This window comes from Leifsonia sp. ZF2019 (assembly GCF_019924635.1).
Classification (GTDB): Bacteria; Actinomycetota; Actinomycetes; order Actinomycetales; family Microbacteriaceae; genus Leifsonia.
In genome coordinates, this window is sequence record NZ_CP065037.1 from 1,219,955 (window position 1) to 1,234,878 (window position 14,924).

The 14,924-nt window shown below is 71.0% G+C and carries 13 protein-coding genes; 7 read left to right on the plus strand and 6 right to left on the minus strand.

The window, feature by feature from the left end; genetic code table 11:
- The first annotated feature begins 7 nt into the window (after positions 1-7).
- Positions 8-1,573 carry a DUF2142 domain-containing protein gene (locus tag IT072_RS05985; protein ID WP_223360042.1) on the plus strand — a complete coding sequence of 522 codons (1,566 nt, stop codon included), beginning with the start codon at positions 8-10 and terminating at the stop codon, positions 1,571-1,573.
- Entirely contained in the window at positions 1,570-2,730 is a 1,161-nt protein-coding gene (locus IT072_RS05990; protein ID WP_223360043.1) for a glycosyltransferase family 4 protein, read from the plus strand. The genes IT072_RS05985 and IT072_RS05990 overlap by 4 nt, the downstream gene beginning before the upstream one ends.
- Here the strand turns inward: IT072_RS05990 and IT072_RS05995 are convergent.
- Genes IT072_RS05995 through IT072_RS06005 form a run of 3 tightly spaced genes read right to left on the minus strand, consistent with a single transcriptional unit; the run spans position 2,727 to position 5,919 of the window.
- A complete protein-coding gene (locus IT072_RS05995) occupies positions 2,727-3,818 on the minus strand; it encodes a glycosyltransferase family 4 protein (RefSeq protein ID WP_223360044.1) in 1,092 nt (363 codons plus the stop codon). The genes IT072_RS05990 and IT072_RS05995 overlap by 4 nt on opposite strands.
- A 9-nt stretch (positions 3,819-3,827) precedes the next feature.
- On the minus strand, positions 3,828-4,976 hold the full coding sequence (locus tag IT072_RS06000; RefSeq protein WP_223360045.1) for a hypothetical protein: 1,149 nt from the start codon (positions 4,974-4,976) through the stop codon (positions 3,828-3,830).
- Position 4,977: 1 nt separating this feature from the next.
- Positions 4,978-5,919 carry a glycosyltransferase family 2 protein gene (locus IT072_RS06005; RefSeq protein ID WP_223360046.1) on the minus strand — a complete coding sequence of 314 codons (942 nt, stop codon included), beginning with the start codon at positions 5,917-5,919 and terminating at the stop codon, positions 4,978-4,980.
- Positions 5,920-6,035: 116 nt separating this feature from the next.
- On the opposite strand from IT072_RS06005, the gene IT072_RS06010 reads away from it, so the two are divergent.
- Together IT072_RS06010 and IT072_RS06015 are read left to right on the plus strand one after the other, a co-directional pair.
- A complete protein-coding gene (locus tag IT072_RS06010; RefSeq protein ID WP_223360047.1) occupies positions 6,036-7,205 on the plus strand; it encodes a glycosyltransferase family 2 protein in 1,170 nt (389 codons plus the stop codon).
- On the plus strand, positions 7,202-8,185 hold the full coding sequence (locus IT072_RS06015; RefSeq protein ID WP_223360048.1) for a glycosyltransferase family 2 protein: 984 nt from the start codon (positions 7,202-7,204) through the stop codon (positions 8,183-8,185). Before IT072_RS06010 ends, IT072_RS06015 begins: the two co-directional genes overlap by 4 nt.
- Positions 8,186-8,201: 16 nt before the next feature.
- On the opposite strand, the gene IT072_RS06020 is transcribed toward IT072_RS06015, so the two are convergent.
- Genes IT072_RS06020 through manA form a run of 3 tightly spaced genes read right to left on the minus strand, consistent with a single transcriptional unit; the run spans position 8,202 to position 12,041 of the window.
- The gene (locus tag IT072_RS06020; RefSeq protein ID WP_223360049.1) at positions 8,202-9,491 is read right to left on the minus strand and encodes an O-antigen ligase family protein; all 1,290 of its coding nucleotides are present in this window, start codon (positions 9,489-9,491) and stop codon (positions 8,202-8,204) included.
- A 10-nt stretch (positions 9,492-9,501) separates the two neighbouring features.
- Positions 9,502-10,833, minus strand: a complete 1,332-nt coding sequence (locus tag IT072_RS06025; protein ID WP_223360050.1) for an O-antigen ligase family protein — start codon at positions 10,831-10,833, stop codon at positions 9,502-9,504.
- A 47-nt stretch (positions 10,834-10,880) separates the two neighbouring features.
- The gene (gene manA, locus IT072_RS06030; protein WP_223360051.1) at positions 10,881-12,041 is read right to left on the minus strand and encodes a mannose-6-phosphate isomerase, class I; all 1,161 of its coding nucleotides are present in this window, start codon (positions 12,039-12,041) and stop codon (positions 10,881-10,883) included.
- Positions 12,042-12,165: 124 nt separating this feature from the next.
- On the opposite strand from manA, the gene IT072_RS06035 reads away from it, so the two are divergent.
- From IT072_RS06035 to IT072_RS06045, 3 genes are all read left to right on the plus strand, one after another.
- Positions 12,166-13,344, plus strand: coding sequence for an acyl-CoA dehydrogenase family protein (locus IT072_RS06035; RefSeq protein WP_223360052.1), 1,179 nt, complete (start codon positions 12,166-12,168; stop codon positions 13,342-13,344).
- 58 nt (positions 13,345-13,402) lie between these two features.
- Positions 13,403-14,365 (plus strand): UDP-glucose 4-epimerase GalE, encoded by a 963-nt coding sequence (galE, locus tag IT072_RS06040; RefSeq protein WP_223360053.1) that lies wholly within the window; start codon positions 13,403-13,405, stop codon positions 14,363-14,365.
- A gap of 196 nt (positions 14,366-14,561) precedes the next feature.
- Entirely contained in the window at positions 14,562-14,888 is a 327-nt protein-coding gene (locus IT072_RS06045) for a WhiB family transcriptional regulator (protein WP_223360054.1), read from the plus strand.
- The last annotated feature ends 36 nt before the right edge of the window (positions 14,889-14,924 follow it).

Genomic DNA, 14,924 nt, shown 5'->3' on the forward strand with positions numbered 1-14,924 from the left:
TCCGACTGTGCCCCGCGTCCTCCGCCCCGTCCGCGTCTTCTGGATCGCCTTCGCGCTCTTCGCCGCCCTGGCCGGCTGCTGGGCGCTCGCCACCCCGGTGCTCTCGGTCCCCGACGAGAACGCCCACGTCGTCAAGGCTGTCGCGCAGGTGCACGGCGAGTTGATCGGCCACCGCGTGCCCGACCAGCGTCAGCTCGTCATGGACCTCCCGCAGGGCTATGCCTACACGCAGCAGGTGCTGTGCTTCGCCTTCCACCCGGCACAGTCCGGAGACTGCGGCGCCGAGCTCGGCGACGCGGGCGGCAGCGTGGAGGTCGCGACCTGGGTGAGCGCGTACAACCCTCTCTACTACTACGTCGTGGGCTGGCCGAGCCTGTTCATCGACGGCAACGCCGGCGTGTACGCGATGCGGATCGTCAGCGGGCTGGTCGGGGCGCTGTTCTTCGCCTGGGCGGCGCAGGCCGCGATCGCGACCGTGCGCGCGCGCTGGATGCCGGCCGCGCTCCTCTTCGGCGCTCTGCCGATGGTCGTGTACCTGACCGGTGCGGTGAACCCCAACGGCTTCGAGGCGCTCTCGGCCTTCGCCCTCGCCATGGCACTGCTGCGGCTGCTCGAGCACCACGATCCCGGGTATCCCGTCCCTCTCCTCTCGCGGCGTTCCTTGTGGATCGTCGTGACGGTGTCGTCCATCGCCCTGGCGAACGCGCGCGCGCTCGGTCCGCTCTGGCTCGTGGTCGTGGTCGGGCTCTGCCTGTTCGCCGTCGGCTGGACGGCAGTGAAGAACCTCTTCGTCGCCCGTTCGAGCTGGCTCTGGCTGGCGCTCATCGCGGCGGGCGGTCTCTTCTCCCTCCTCTGGACGCTGGGAGGCGGAAGCCTGTCCGGGCAGGCGGAGAAGTCGGACGCGCCGCTGGTCGGGGCCGGCTTCCTCCCCGCCGCCGCCTACATGGTGCGCATGATCCCCACCTTCGCGGTCCAGACCCTCGGCTACTTCGGCTGGTTCGACACCCCGCTTCCGGGCTACGCGCTCTGGCCCGCCGTCGCCGCAGTGACCCTGCTGGTGGTGCTGGCGTTCGTCACCGCCCGCCGGCGCGAGGTGCTCACGCTCGCCGTGACCGGCGCCGTGGTCGTGCTCCTCCCGATCGTCGTGCAGGCCTACTCGGCGCGGCAGACCGGCATCATCTGGCAGGGCCGCTACGGCCTCTTCCTGTACCTCACGGCGTTCGCGATCGCCGCCTGGGCGCTCTCCCGGCGCGGCGGCGAGCGCGTCGACTTCCTCGCCCCGCGGATCACCTGGACGATGAGCGCGCTCCTGTGGGTCTTCGTGAACCTGTCGTTCGTCCTCGTCCTGCGCCGGTACGTGACAGGCCTCGACGTCCCGATCGGCGGATTGTTCAAGGACCCGCAGTGGCAGCCGCCGCTCGGCTGGTTCGTGCTCGCGGCGCTGTACGCGCTCGTGAGCGCCGCGCTCATGGCCTACCTGGCGCGGCTCTCGCAGCGGGCCGCCCCGACGGCGACCCTCGTCGAGCGGCCGGAGCCGGAGCACGCCGGCCTCGTGGCGGGACCCACGCGATGACGGAGGTCGCACCCCTCCGGATCGCGATCGTCTACGACTGCCTCTATCCCTACACGACAGGAGGCGGCGAGCGCGTGTACGCCGAGCTCGCCGCCCGGCTCGCGAATGCCGGCCATGCCGTCGACTTCCTGACCCGGGTGCAGTGGGACGGGCCGACGCCGACGGAGCAGCCGTTCCGCGTCGTCCCGATCTGGGACGGCCCGATCGCCGACGAGCAGGGGAACCGGCTCACCTCGTCAGCCGTGCGCTTCGCGACGCAGGTCTTCACGCGACTGCGCCGCACGCGGCGCGACTATGATTTGGTGACCGTCAGCGCGCTGCCTCCGCTCAACGTCTTCGCCGCCCGCGCGGCGCTCGGCCGGCGCGGTCCCTGGCTGCTGGCGGACTGGCTCGAGGTGTGGCCCGCGCGCAAGTGGCGCGAGTATTCGGGTGCGGCGGTCGGCACGGTCGCCGCTGTGCTGCAGGCGCTCGGCCTGCGTCGCAGCGATGACGTGAGCGTGAACAGCCTGTTCACCCTGGGCCGTGCGCGGAGCCGTCTGCGGGCGGGGACCGGATTCGTCCTGGGGCTGGTCGATCTCGCCGGTGCGCCGCGACCGGCGTCCGACGACGTCGACCCCGGCCTCCTGCTCTTCGCCGGCCGGCACATCCCCGACAAGCAACTCACCGTGCTCCCGGCGGCGCTGGCCGTCGTGCGTGAGCGCGTCCCGGGAGCCCGGCTGGTGGTGACCGGGACGGGTCCGGAGACCCCGGCGCTGCTCGAGGCCGCCGAGGCGGCCGGTGTCCCGGTCGATGTGCGCGGCCGGGTCCCGGACGACGAGCTCACCGCCTTGATGGGCCGGGCCGCGGTGCTGGTCAACCCGTCCCGGCGTGAGGGGTTCGGCCTCGTGGTGGCGGAGGCGGCGGCCTCCGGCACGCCCAGCGTCGTGGTCGCCGGCGACGACAACGCGGCCGTCGAACTCATCGATCCGGGGGTGAACGGCTTCGTCGCGGCGTCGGCAGAGCCCGAGGAGCTCGCCGACGCGATCGTCCGCGCGCTGGAGGCCGGGCCGGAGCTGCGCGCATCGACGCGGGCCTGGTACGCGGAGGCGAGCGTGCAGCGCTCTCTCGACGTCTCGATCGCCGAGATCCTGGACCGCTACGCGTCCGCCCGGGGCTAGGCCTCTTCCAGCGCCCGTTGGAACGACGCGAGCGTCCGCTCGGCCGTCGTCCGCCAGGAGAACTCCTCGGTGCGTCGCAGGCCGGCGGCGATGAGTCTCTCGCGCTCGGCGGAATCGCCGAGCAGTCGCGACAGCTCGGCCGCCCACGCGCGCGGGTCCGTCGCCGGGACATAGCTGGCCGCGGGCCCTCCGGTCTCGTGCAGCACGGGCAGATCGGAGCACACGACGGGGCGGCCGCGCGACATCCCCTCCAGCACGGGTAACCCGAAGCCCTCGAACAGGCTCGGGACCGCCACCACGGTGGCGTCCGCGTACAGCCGCTCGAGTGCATCGGCCGAGACCCAGCCCACGAAGTCGACGTCGTCCAGTACGCCGAGCCGCTCGGCCAGCCGGTGCAGCGGATCGACACCGTCGGTCTCGCCCGTCACGACGAGCCGGGGGCGCGTCTCGGCGGGCAGCTCCGCGAGGGCGGCGACGAGCGTCTCGCCGTTCTTGTGCGGGAGACGGTTGCCCATCGTCAGCACGGTGGGCCGACCGGACAGGGGCACCGGTCCGACCGGCACGTCGGCGCCGCCGGCGAGCGGGATGACGTCGATCCGTTCCTCGGGCACTCCCAGGTGCCGCACGATGTCGTCCCGGGACGCGTCGCTGATGGTGATGACCCGCGCCGCATTGCGTGCGGCCCGACGCACCAACCACCGCAGCACGGTCGCGTGCCGGCCGGGCACCCACTCCGGGTGGGCGAACGGCAGCGCGTCATGCACCGTGAGCGCCACCGGCACGGAGGAGCGCACCGGCCCGACGTTGGCGGGACTGTGCACGAGCGCGGCGCCCGCCTTGCGCGCCCAGGGTGCGACGGAGCGCAGTTCTCCCAGCGCCCACGCGACCCTGTCCTCGCCGGCGATCCCCGAGCGCACGGTCTCGCCGGGGAACCAGCCGAGATCGAGGGCTTCGGCCTCGCGCGAGATCACCCCGACGAACTCGACGCCCGCATCCTGGGGCATGGCCGAGTACAGCCGGCGGAGGTACGACTCCATGCCTCCCTTGCGCCCGGTCAGGAACAGGAGGTCGACGAGGATGCGGGGCACCGGGTCAGCCTATCCGGCGGCCGGAGGAGCGACCGCCCGCCGCCGCCGGTGCGCGATCTCGTAGGTGGCGGCCTGCAGCAGCTCGCCGCCGAGGAGGACCGCGAACACCCCGGTCAGCGACCCGGTGCCGACCACGGCGATGGCCGCGCCGAAGGTCAGGACCGCGACAGCGGCGCGGAGGATGGTGAGCAGCTTGGCTTCGCCCATGCGCCGCAGCGAGGCGAACGGGATCGTCGTCGCGAGCGAGGCGGCCCGCCAGAGGCAGGCGACGAACAGGGGGAGGGCGGTCGCGCTGGAGGTCCAGGCCGACGAGAACAGGAAGCCGAACACGCCGAGCCACTCGGCGATGAAGATCACGATCACGGCCGCCGTCACCGATCCGGCGGCGAGCAGGATGTCCAGCCGCGAGTGCGTCTTGAGCAGGCGCAGGCGCATGTAGTTGAGCGGGATGGCGAGCAGGCCGGACACCGTCGAGATCGAGGTGAACAGCACGGCGGTGACCGGCCCCAGCAGACCGAGGATGGTCGCGTTGAGCAGGGGGTACACGCCTCCTGTGACGGCCACGTCGGTGACGACCCAGCCCATCACCCGCGGGTGCGGGCGCGAGGCGCGGTGGGCCACCGGCATCGATCGCACGATCGTCGCGGCCGTGATGCCGGCGACCAGGGGGATGAGGGCCCACGTCGCCCCGGCGAAGGCGCTGAGCACCCCGACCAGGGCGCCCGCGCCGACTGCGATGGCCGACCACATCTCGCGGACGTCGAGGTGCTCGGCGACGGAAACGCCCCTCCCGACTTCGAGGGAGGCGACGAGCACGGGCAACGCGACGCAGAGTACCGCGGCGTTGGTGGGCAGGATCACGACGGCCACGGCGGCGAGGATCGACAGGGCTGCGAGCCACAGCGGGAAGGTGACCCGGCGCTCCGTGCCCGCGGAGCTCAGGCGCGACTCCACCACGACGGCGAAGGTGACCTGGCCGGCGAAGGTCGCGACCATGCTCGCGACCGCGACGGCCCCTTGCTGGTCGAGGGCGAAGACACGCGAGGCGATCGAGATCGTTGCTGCGGGGATCACGGCGAGGGAGACGCCTCCCACGAGCGTGACGAACGACATCGCCGCGCGGCGCAGGGAGATCTCGGGGGGCAGCTGATCGCTCATGTCAGCCCCGCCGATCGCCGACGCGGAGCAGGAGGGAGGCCACGAAGCCCAGCTCGCGGTCGACGCCCGGGATGGACCGCGACCGCCGGTAGGTGTTCGCACCGGCACGCCAGCCGCTCGATCGCCCGCGCAGCGAGGCCAGATCGCGCGAGAGCACCAGATCGCCCGCGCAGACGATGACCTCGGTGATCACGGCGCGCGCCCCGGCGAAGCTGCCGAGCACGCCGTAGGCGCGCAGCAGGTAGCCGCGTCCGAACCCGGCCCGTCGGCGCTGCGTCGCCGACGCCTTGCCGGAGGTCCCGCCGCCCAGGTGCACTCCCCGCGCATCCGGGGCGGCCGCGCAGCCCCAGCCGGCCGCACTGAGCCGGAGTGCGAGGTCGAGCTCCTCGCCGTACATGAAGATCCCCTCGTCGAGCAGACCGACCTCGTCGAGCGCAGCGCGGCGGAAGGCGGCCACCGCGCCGTAGGGACCGAGCAGCCGGTGACCGGGGGAGGCGATCACCTCCTCCGGCGTCCGCCCGACACCGCGCACGAAGCCGGCCATCGTGACGTCGGCGCACAGCCCGTACGAGTCGACCCGGCCGTCCGGCCGCAGCAGCAGGGGGGCGGCGCTGCCGAGGCGCGGGTGCGCCCCGAGAGCGGCGACGAGCTCCTCGAGCATGCGCGGGTCGGCCGTCACATCGTTGTTGACCAGCACCACGATGTCTCCGTCGCCCGCGGCGATCCCGTGGTTGCAGGCAGCGGCGAATCCACGGTTGCTGCCGAGGGCCTCCACCTGCACCTCCGGGTGCTCGCGGAGGCGGTCGAGGGTGTCGTCGGGACTCGCATCGTCGACCACGATCACCCGATGCGGCACGGTCTGGGCGGCGAGGGCGGCCAGGCAGGCCGCGGTCAGCTCCCATTTGCCGTGCACGGGGACCACCACGTCGATGGTCGGCGTCACCGGGCTGGATTCCTGTTCACGACTCCACTATCGCATCACGCGAGCCGTGGCCGGGCCGTACGGCATCTGCGGCTAGTATCGGTACGCCCACGAGAGAGCAAGGAACGCCCACCCGCATGCAGAAGACCGACGTGATCGAGCTGTCGATCCTGATGCCGTGCCTCAACGAGGCGGAGACCCTGGCGACCTGCATCGAGAAGGCGCTGGGCTATCTGGAGCGCAGCGGCGTGTCCGGTGAGGTCCTCATCGCCGACAACGGCAGCACGGACGGGTCGCAGCAGATCGCCTGCGATCTCGGCGCCCGCGTCGTCGATGTCGCCGAGAAGGGCTACGGCGCCGCCCTCATCGGCGGGATCGCCGCCGCGCGGGGCACCTACGTGATCATGGGCGACGCCGACGACAGCTACGACTTCGCCAACCTCGACCCCTTCGTCGAGCGGTTGCGCGCCGGCGACGAGCTGGTGATGGGGAATCGCTTCCTCGGCGGGATCGAGCCGGGCGCCATGCCGCCGCTGCACAAGTACCTCGGGAATCCGGTGCTCTCGGCGGTCGGCCGCATCTTCTTCCGGTCGCCGATCCGAGACTTCCACTGCGGGTTGCGCGGATTCAACCGCCAGTCGATCCTCGACCTCAAGCTCCAGACGACCGGCATGGAGTTCGCGAGCGAGATGGTCGTCAAGGCCTCACTCGGCGGCTCGCGGGTCAGCGAAGTCCCGACGACCCTCAAGAAGGACGGACGTTCGCGCCCGCCGCACCTGCGCAGCTGGCGCGACGGGTGGCGTCACCTGCGGTTCCTGCTGATCTTCAGCCCGCGCTGGCTGTTCCTGGTGCCGGGGACGGTCGCGTTCGCGATCGGGATCCTCGGGACGTTCTTCCTCAGCCTCGGGCCTCTCGTCATCGGAGACGTCGGCTTCGACGTCTCCAGCCAGATCTACCTTGCGGCGCTCTCCGTGGTCGGCTACCAAGCGGTGCTGTTCGCCATCCTGACGAAGATCTATGCCCAGCACGAGGGCTTCCGCATACCGCGCAGTCGCAACTTCGACCGGCTCGAACGCCGCATCAGCCTGGAGTCGGCCGCGGTCGCCGGCGTCATCCTCTTCGTACTGGGCCTTGCGATCGCCGTCGTCCAGTTCTCGTTCTGGGCGAGCGGAGGGTTCGGCGCGCTCGACGCGAACGCGACGCTCCGGATCGCCATCCCCGCCTCGCTCCTGATGATCCTGGGAGCCCAGACCATCATGGCCGGTATGTTCCTCGGCGTGCTCTCGGTGGTCCTCAAGCGCCGATGAGCGGGTTCCCGACGGTCGGGATCGCGCTCTGCACTTACAACGGCGCCCGGTTCCTCGACGAGCAGCTGGCGAGCATCCTCGAGCAGGAGCCGCCGGCCGAGCAGGTCGTCGTCGCCGACGACAGCTCGCGCGACGGGAGCCTCGAGATCGTCCGGCGCGCCGCCGACGGCACCGGCGTGCCGATCGTGGTGCTCGAGGGGACGGGCGCGCCCCTCGGTGTCACGGCGAACTTCGAGCGCGCGGTGAGCGCTGTGACCCAGGAGCTCGTCGCCTTGAGCGATCAGGACGACCGCTGGCATGACGACCGTCTTGCCGTGCTGCGCGAACGCTTCGCAGCCGACCCCGACCTCGTGCTCCTGCACACCGATGCCGACCTGGTGGACGCGGACGGTCGTCCGCTCGGGCGCACGCTGTTCGAGTCGCTGGAGATCCAGCCGCACGAGTTCGCCGCCGAGGAGTCCGGGAGGGCGTTCGAGGCGTTCCTGCGCCGCAACCTGGCGACGGGAGCGACCGTGGTCTTCCGGCGCTCGCTGCTCGACCTCGCGACCCCGTTCCCGGCGGACTGGGTGCACGACGAGTGGCTCGCCATGATCGCTGCGGCGACCGGTCGCGTCGGTGTCGTCCGGGCGGCAACGATCGACTACCGGCAGCATGGTGCCAACCAGATCGGCGTCGGAGCACCCACCCTGTCCCGCAAGATCGGCCGCGTCCTCGAGGCCCGCGGGGAGCGCAACCGGACTCTCGCGAGCCGGTTCGCCGTGCTGGCGGATCGGCTCGCCGCTCTCGGCGATCGCGTCTCCGCCGAGCAGCTGGCCGAGGCCAGGGCCAAGGCGTCGTTCGAACGCACACGGGCCGAGTTCCCGGCGAATCGCCTGCGCCGGGCGCTTCCCGTGCTGCGTCTGGCGAGGACCGGCCTCTACGAGCGCTATGCGAGCCGGGGCAGGGCGGATGTGCTCCGCGACCTCCTGCAGCCCGCCTGATCCCGCCGTCGCGGCATCACGCGGCGTCGCGGCGCGGCAGCCGCAACCGCCAGCTCATCCCCTGCGACGCCTTCACCGTGCAGACGATGAGCAGCAGCCAGCCCGCCTCCACCAGGATCGAGCTCTCGAACACGCTCGTCACGAGCAGGGCGACGAGCACGAGCGGCGCCCAGGCGTAGACGACGCTGCGCCGGTTCGAGGCCAGGAGCCATGAGCGGACGAACGCCAGCGCGATCAGGGCCACGAAGAGCAGCAGCCCGATGATGCCGACCTGGAGGTAGACGTCGAGATAGGCGTTCAAGCCGTCGGAATGGTAGACCCCCGTGGCCGACTGGATCGCCGTGAACGGGTACAGCTCGGTGGGCCACGCCCCGACCCAGCCCCAGCCGACGCTCTGCTGCACCGGGATGAGCTCCCAGATCTGGATCCAGAGCCGGTAGCGCACCTGGAAGTCGGCGCGCGCGTTGAGGAGGTCGATCACGCGGGTGCGGTACAGGTACGCCAGCACGAGCGCGGCGACGGTGAGGATCGCGAGGCCCCACTGCACGAAGGTGCGCTGGTGCACGGGAACCTTGCGCATCAGGTACAGGGCGAAGGTCGCGAGTCCGACGACGAGTGAGACCGCCGCGATGACGGGCGAGTGGGCGAGCAGGATGCAGAGCACGGCGAGGGTGATGGAGAACGCCGCACGCGGCGGGCGCACCGAACGGGTCCGCAGCTCGACCAGGAAGGTCACGAACGCGATGAGGGCGACGATGCTGAGCTGGTTGCGGGTGCCGAAGAGGCCTTGGATCGGTCCGCCGACGGCGATGTTGCCCTGGATGCCGAGGAACGTGATCGGCAGATCGATCAGCAGCCCGCTGAGCACCTCGAGGGCGAGGGAGACGGTCAGCAGGAAGCGCAGGGCGTCGCCCACCACGCGCACGATCTGGATGGCGTCGCGGACCAGAGCGATGTAGACGGCGAGGAAGGCGAACAGCAGCTGGTAGATGACGCCGGCGAGAGTCGCCCACTGGTATTGGCTCCACAGCAGTGACAGCGCGCACCAGCCGACGAACAGCAGCGCCGACACCGGGAGCAGGCCGTGCCATTCGATCAGCTTCCACTGCGCGACGAACGAGATCGCGGCGAGCACGGCGAGGCCGCCGAGCACGCCGATCAGACCGGGCCAGCCGATCAGGGCGCGGATCGCGTGGGTCGAGAACGCGGTGCCCACCGCGACGAGCGCGAGAGCCGAGTTGAAGCGGGCCGACCCCAGGAACTCGGTCACCGCGGCGGGGACCCGGGGGGTGCGCGGTTCGGCCATACCTGGAATCCTACGGTGCGGCTTGTTTCGTCTTCACCGCGAGCACGACGAGGAGGGTCCATCCCGCCTCGATCAGGATGCGGCTCTCGGCGAGGGACTGGGCGAGCAGGGCGGCCAGGAGCAGCAGAGGCAGCAGCGCGGTAGCGGTGTACGGGAGCCGGTCGGCGACGTCGACGCGCGGCCGGTCCACGGCGGTGAACCACGAGCGCCACAGCGTGCTCACGATGAGCAGGCCGAAGAGGATCAGGCCGATGACGCCGAGCTGCAGCCAGACGTCCAGCCAGGCGTTGTGGGCCTGCAGGTAGACCACGCCGTTGCGCTCGGCGAGGTCGTGGAACGGCGAGACCCAGGGCGCCCAGTAGCTCACCCATCCCCACCCAAAGACCGGGCGCTGCTGCGCGAGCCCGATCACTTTCTCCCAGATGTCGAGCCGCCCGGTCAGATCCTCGCTCTTGCCGAGGAGTGCGGGGATACGCGGAGCGAAGATGGCGATGAGCGCGACAGCCGCGATGGCCGTCGCCGCGGCCGTGAGATAGACCGGGCGGCGCCGGCTCGGGGCGACGCGGCGCGTCCACAGCGCGAAACCGAGCACGACGGCGGTGACCAGCGTCGCGACGATCACGGTCGACGACCGGGTCAGCGCCAGCGTCAGCGCGGCGACGACGAGCCAGGTGATCACGACGCCGCGGCGGGGCGCGCGATCGGCGAGCTGGATTCCGAAGACGATCAGCGCGAGCAGCGCGACCATCGCGAGGAGGTTGCTGTTGCCCAGGATTCCCTGGATCGGTCCGCCGTGGAACAGCAGATCCCGGCTCCAGTAGAACGCGGAGGGCAGTTTGCCGGACGGGACGGGCTGGATCGGCGTGAGGGGGAGCACCGGCCGCCGCACGAACACCGCGACGATCAGCTCGAAGACGAGGGAGAGGCCGAGGATCCACTTGAACGCGTTGCTCAGCGCGGACACCAGCCCCGGCCAGCTGAGGCAGAGCGCGAGGAAGACCGCCGCCGCCGTCGTCGCCAGCTGGGCGAGGACGCCGAGAGCGCTGGCGCCCGGATAGGAGGACCACGCGATCGACACCACCGCGAGCAGCAGAAACAGCCCGAGTGTCTTCGGCGCCTTGCGCCAGCGGAACGCCGGCCGCAGCCGCACCAGGAACAGCACGCTCCCCGCTGCCAGAAGCGCGGCGAGCACGAAGTAGCCCGGCCAGCTGATGAGGTTGCGCCAGAAGTCGCCGGCGAAGAGCGTGAAGAGCAGGAGCGAGGCGAAGACGGACGCCGCGGTCCCGGTCGTCGTCCGGGCGGCGCGGCTGCGCGCGGCGAGCGGCGAGGAAGCGGTGGTCACCCGGGCAGGATAGCCGACCCGCGGGTCGCCGGGCCCCGAGCGGTCCGTCACCGGTTGGGTGTGGCGACGAAGAGGGTTCCGGCGCCGGTGGCGGTCAGGTCGCCCTCGTCGGCGGTCACGACGGCCGCCTCCCCCCGCTGCAGGGTGAGCGTCCCGCCCTGCGTCCCGGTCAGCTCGACGGCGCCGGACGTGCAGAGCGCGATCGCGGTCCCGGGCAGGTCGATCGGTGCGGACGTGACGTCCCCGCCGACCACGATGTGCTCGAGTGCGAAGTCCGGGACGTCGGGCCGGAAGACCTCGACCCCCGCCGCCGGGTGCTCGGGAGCCAGCGGCGTCGCGACGATCGGCGCGAAGTCGAGGATGGAGACGAGCTCGGGCACGTCGATCCGCTTCGGGGTGAGACCCCCGCGCAGCACGTTGTCCGACGCGGCCATGAGCTCGATGCCGAGACCCGAGAGGTACGCGTGGATGTTGCCGGCCGGCAGATAGAGCACCTGGCCGGGTGCGAGTGTCGCGCGGTTGAGCAGCAGCGCGAGCACGATGCCCGGATCGCCGGGGAACGCCGCCGAGAGCATCCGGACGGTGTCGGCGTCGCGCCCGTCGGCGTCTCGTGCGGCGGAGACGACGGCGTCGACGAGCCCCGCGACGGCCGGGTCGCCGCCGAGCAGCCACTCGGTGGCCCGGCGGAGCACGGCGCCGGCGTCGCCGTCGAGCGTGGCGGCGAAGGCCGAGATCCGCCCGTCGCCGGAGACCGCGGCCAGGGCGTCGAGGGCCCGCCTGCTCGCAGCCGGGTCGCGGAAGCCGCAGAGCGCTTCGAACGGATCCGAGAGGGCGAAGATCAGCTCCGGTTTGTGGAACGGGTCCTTGTAGTTGCGCTCGAGGGAGTCCGCAGCCAGCCCGGCGGCATTCTCCCGCTCGAAGCCGGCGCGGGCCTGCTCGGACGACGGGTGCGCCTGGAGCGAGAGCGGGCCGGCGGCGGCGAGGACCTTCAGGAGGTACGGCAGGTGTGCGGTCTCCGCCCAGGCCGCGAGGTCGGCGGCCCCGCCGGTCTGCGCGGGGTCGAGGATCCGAGCCGGCGAGCCGGCATGTGCGCCGAGCCACAGCTCGGCCTCGGGGTGTCCGCTCGGCGGAGTGCCCAGCAGCTCGGCGATCGCGGTGCGCGATCCCCAGGCGTAGTCCCGCGGCGTGTTGCCGATGCGCACAAACATCCGTCGTGATCCCTTCGGTCCGGTTAGATCAAACTACCAACCGCTTTGTGCGACGGCGCACCGCTGCCTAGGCTGGCGCTGGCCGCGCGGCGGCCCGCCGACCCCTGGACGCACTGGAGCAGACATGGCCTTCGAGACACTCGCGAGCGACTTCTACGGCTTCGAGAGCCTTCTCGGCGAGCGGGAGAAGGACTTCCTCGTGAACCTCCGCTCGGAGCTCGAGACGAAGATCAAGCCGATCGTCAACGAATACTGGGAGCGCGCCGAGTTCCCGCACCAGATCGTGGAGGTGCTGCACGGCACGGGCACGATCGGTCTCGGCTTCCCCGAGACGGCCGCGTTCGAGAACTCGGCCGTCTTCCGCGGCTGGGTCGCTCTCGAGCTCGCCCGGGTGGACGCCTCGGTCAGCACCTACGTCGGCGTGCAGAACGGTCTCGCCCTCGGAGCGGTCGGGGTGTGCGGCTCGCCGGAGCAGCGCGCCGAGTGGCTCCCCAGGCTCGCCAGCGGCGAGGTGATCGGCGCCTTCGGACTGACCGAGCCGACCTCCGGGTCCGACTCGGCGCAGGGTCTGCAGACGGTCGCCACACGGGACGGCGACAACTGGATCCTCAACGGGTCGAAGCGCTGGATCGGCAACGCCACCTTCAGCGACATCACCGTGATCTGGGCGAAGAGCGCCGATGACGGCCAGGTGAAGGGCTTCATCGTCCCGACCTCCACGCCCGGGTACACGGCCACGAAGATCGAGGGCAAGCAGTCGCTGCGCATGGTCCAGAACGCCGACATCACCCTCGAGAACGTGGTCGTCCCCGAGTCCCTGCGCCTGCAGAACGCCAACAGCTTCCGCGACACGGCGGCCGTGCTGCGGCTGACGCGCGCCGAAGTGGCGTGGGCGGCGGTCGGGGTGGCGGTCGGTGCCTACGAGGCCGCCCTGCGCTACGCGCAGGAGAGGGTCCAGTTCGGCAAGCCGATCGCCAAGCACCAGCTCATCCAGGACCTCCTCGTGAAGTCGATCGGCAACATCACGGCCTCGATCGCACTCTGCACCCGGGTCTCCCAGATGCTCGACGACGGGCAGCAGCGCGACGAGCACTCGGCGCTCGCGAAAGCGTTCGCGACCGCCCGGATGCGCGAGACCGTCGCCTGGTGCCGCGAGATCCTCGGCGGCAACGGCATCGTGCTCGAGTACGACGTCGCGCGCTTCTTCGCGGACGCGGAGGCGCTGTACTCGTACGAGGGGACCCGCGAGATGAACACCCTGATCGTGGGCCGCGCCATCACCGGGGAGGCGGCATTCGTGTGATCCGCCCGCGATAGGGTTCTCCTGGACTCGACAGTCGAGCAGATCGGGAGGATCGTCCGTGGCGTGGTTGGTGACCGGAGGAGCGGGCTACATCGGCTCGCACGTGGTGCGGGCGTTCCGCGACGAGGGCATCGACGTGGTGGTGGTGGACGACCTCTCCAGCGGACATGAGGCGTTCGTCCCGGCCGGAGTCCCTTTCTACCGCGGCACCATCCTGGACGGCGCCCTGCTCGAGCGCGTCTTCGCCGAGAACCCCATCACCGGCGTCGTGCACGTGGCCGGCTTCAAGTACGCGGGGGTCTCGGTGCAGCGGCCGCTGCACACGTACGAGCAGAATGTGACCGCCACGGCGGTGCTGCTCGCGGCGATGCAGGAGGCCGGGGTCGACGCGATCGTGTTCTCGTCCTCCGCGGCGGTGTACGGGACGCCCGATGTGGACATCGTCACCGAGACGACGCCCAAGAGTCCGGAGTCGCCGTACGGCGAGTCCAAGCTCATCGGCGAGTGGCTGCTCCGTGACCAGGGAGTCGCCGCAGCGCTGCGGCACACGTCGCTCCGCTACTTCAACGTGGTCGGCTCCGGGGACATCGCGCTGCGTGACACCAGTCCGCACAATCTCTTTCCGCTGGTCTTCGACGCCCTCGTCGACGGCCGCACTCCGCGGATCAACGGCACCGACTATCCGACGCCGGACGGCACGTGTGTCCGCGACTACATCCATGTCGCCGACCTCGCCGTGTCTCACGTGGCGGCCGCGAAGCGCCTGGACGCAGGGGAGTCCATCGAGCCCGTCTACAACCTCGGCAGCGGCGACGGTGTGAGTGTGGGACAGATCATGTCCACCGTCGCCGCGGTGACCGGGATCGCCTTCACCCCAGAAGTGGGGCCTCGACGGGCGGGCGATCCCGCGAGGATCGTGGCCTCAGGTGAGCTCGCCGCGCGCGATCTCGACTGGAAGATGCGCCACACCCTCGAGCAGATGGTGCGCAGCGCCTGGGAAGCACGCCAGGCGGCGTCGTGACACCGCCTCCGCGGGGGTAGAACGCCCGGGCGTGTCGCGATTGTTGTCGACGGTCGGCGCGTCGTGAAGTCTCGACCATGGCTTAAGGCTTTACGATTCGCGACTTGACGGACGCGAATGACAACGGTGTAATTATTCCGACACGTCATAATGCGTGCGCTAGCAGTCGACAGTAGGAGGGGTGGGGGAGACCGATATGACAGTTCCTGAATATCGTTCTGGGGTACCCGACGACTGGTTCATCGATCCGGTCCGGCTCGGAGTCCCGGGTGTGCGGGCCAACGCCGACGACGCGGAGGAGAATCCTCTCGCCTGGCAGTCGGACGCGCTGTGCGCGCAGACGGACCCCGAGGCGTTCTTCCCCGAGAAGGGCGGATCGACGCGCGACGCGAAGCGCATCTGCACCTCCTGCGAGGTGCGGTCGCAGTGCCTGGAGTACGCGCTGGCGAACGACGAGCGCTTCGGCATCTGGGGCGGCCTGTCGGAGCGCGAGCGACGCAAACTCCGTAAGCGCGCCGGCTGAACCCGATCGAATCCACGCCGCGCCCGAGGCACTACC

What these genes read in the sequence shown, in the direction of transcription:
- IT072_RS05990 (WP_223360043.1), top strand. Translation starts at nt 1,570, where the DNA reads ATGACGGAGGTCGCACCCCTCCGGATCGCGATCGTCTACGACTGCCTC.
- IT072_RS06000 (WP_223360045.1), bottom strand. Translation starts at nt 4,976, where the DNA reads ATGAGCGATCAGCTGCCCCCCGAGATCTCCCTGCGCCGCGCGGCGATG.
- IT072_RS06010 (WP_223360047.1), top strand. Translation starts at nt 6,036, where the DNA reads ATGCAGAAGACCGACGTGATCGAGCTGTCGATCCTGATGCCGTGCCTC.
- IT072_RS06015 (WP_223360048.1), top strand. Translation starts at nt 7,202, where the DNA reads ATGAGCGGGTTCCCGACGGTCGGGATCGCGCTCTGCACTTACAACGGC.
- IT072_RS06020 (WP_223360049.1), bottom strand. Translation starts at nt 9,491, where the DNA reads ATGGCCGAACCGCGCACCCCCCGGGTCCCCGCCGCGGTGACCGAGTTC.
- manA (WP_223360051.1), bottom strand. Translation starts at nt 12,041, where the DNA reads ATGTTTGTGCGCATCGGCAACACGCCGCGGGACTACGCCTGGGGATCG.
- IT072_RS06035 (WP_223360052.1), top strand. Translation starts at nt 12,166, where the DNA reads ATGGCCTTCGAGACACTCGCGAGCGACTTCTACGGCTTCGAGAGCCTT.
- IT072_RS06045 (WP_223360054.1), top strand. Translation starts at nt 14,562, where the DNA reads ATGACAGTTCCTGAATATCGTTCTGGGGTACCCGACGACTGGTTCATC.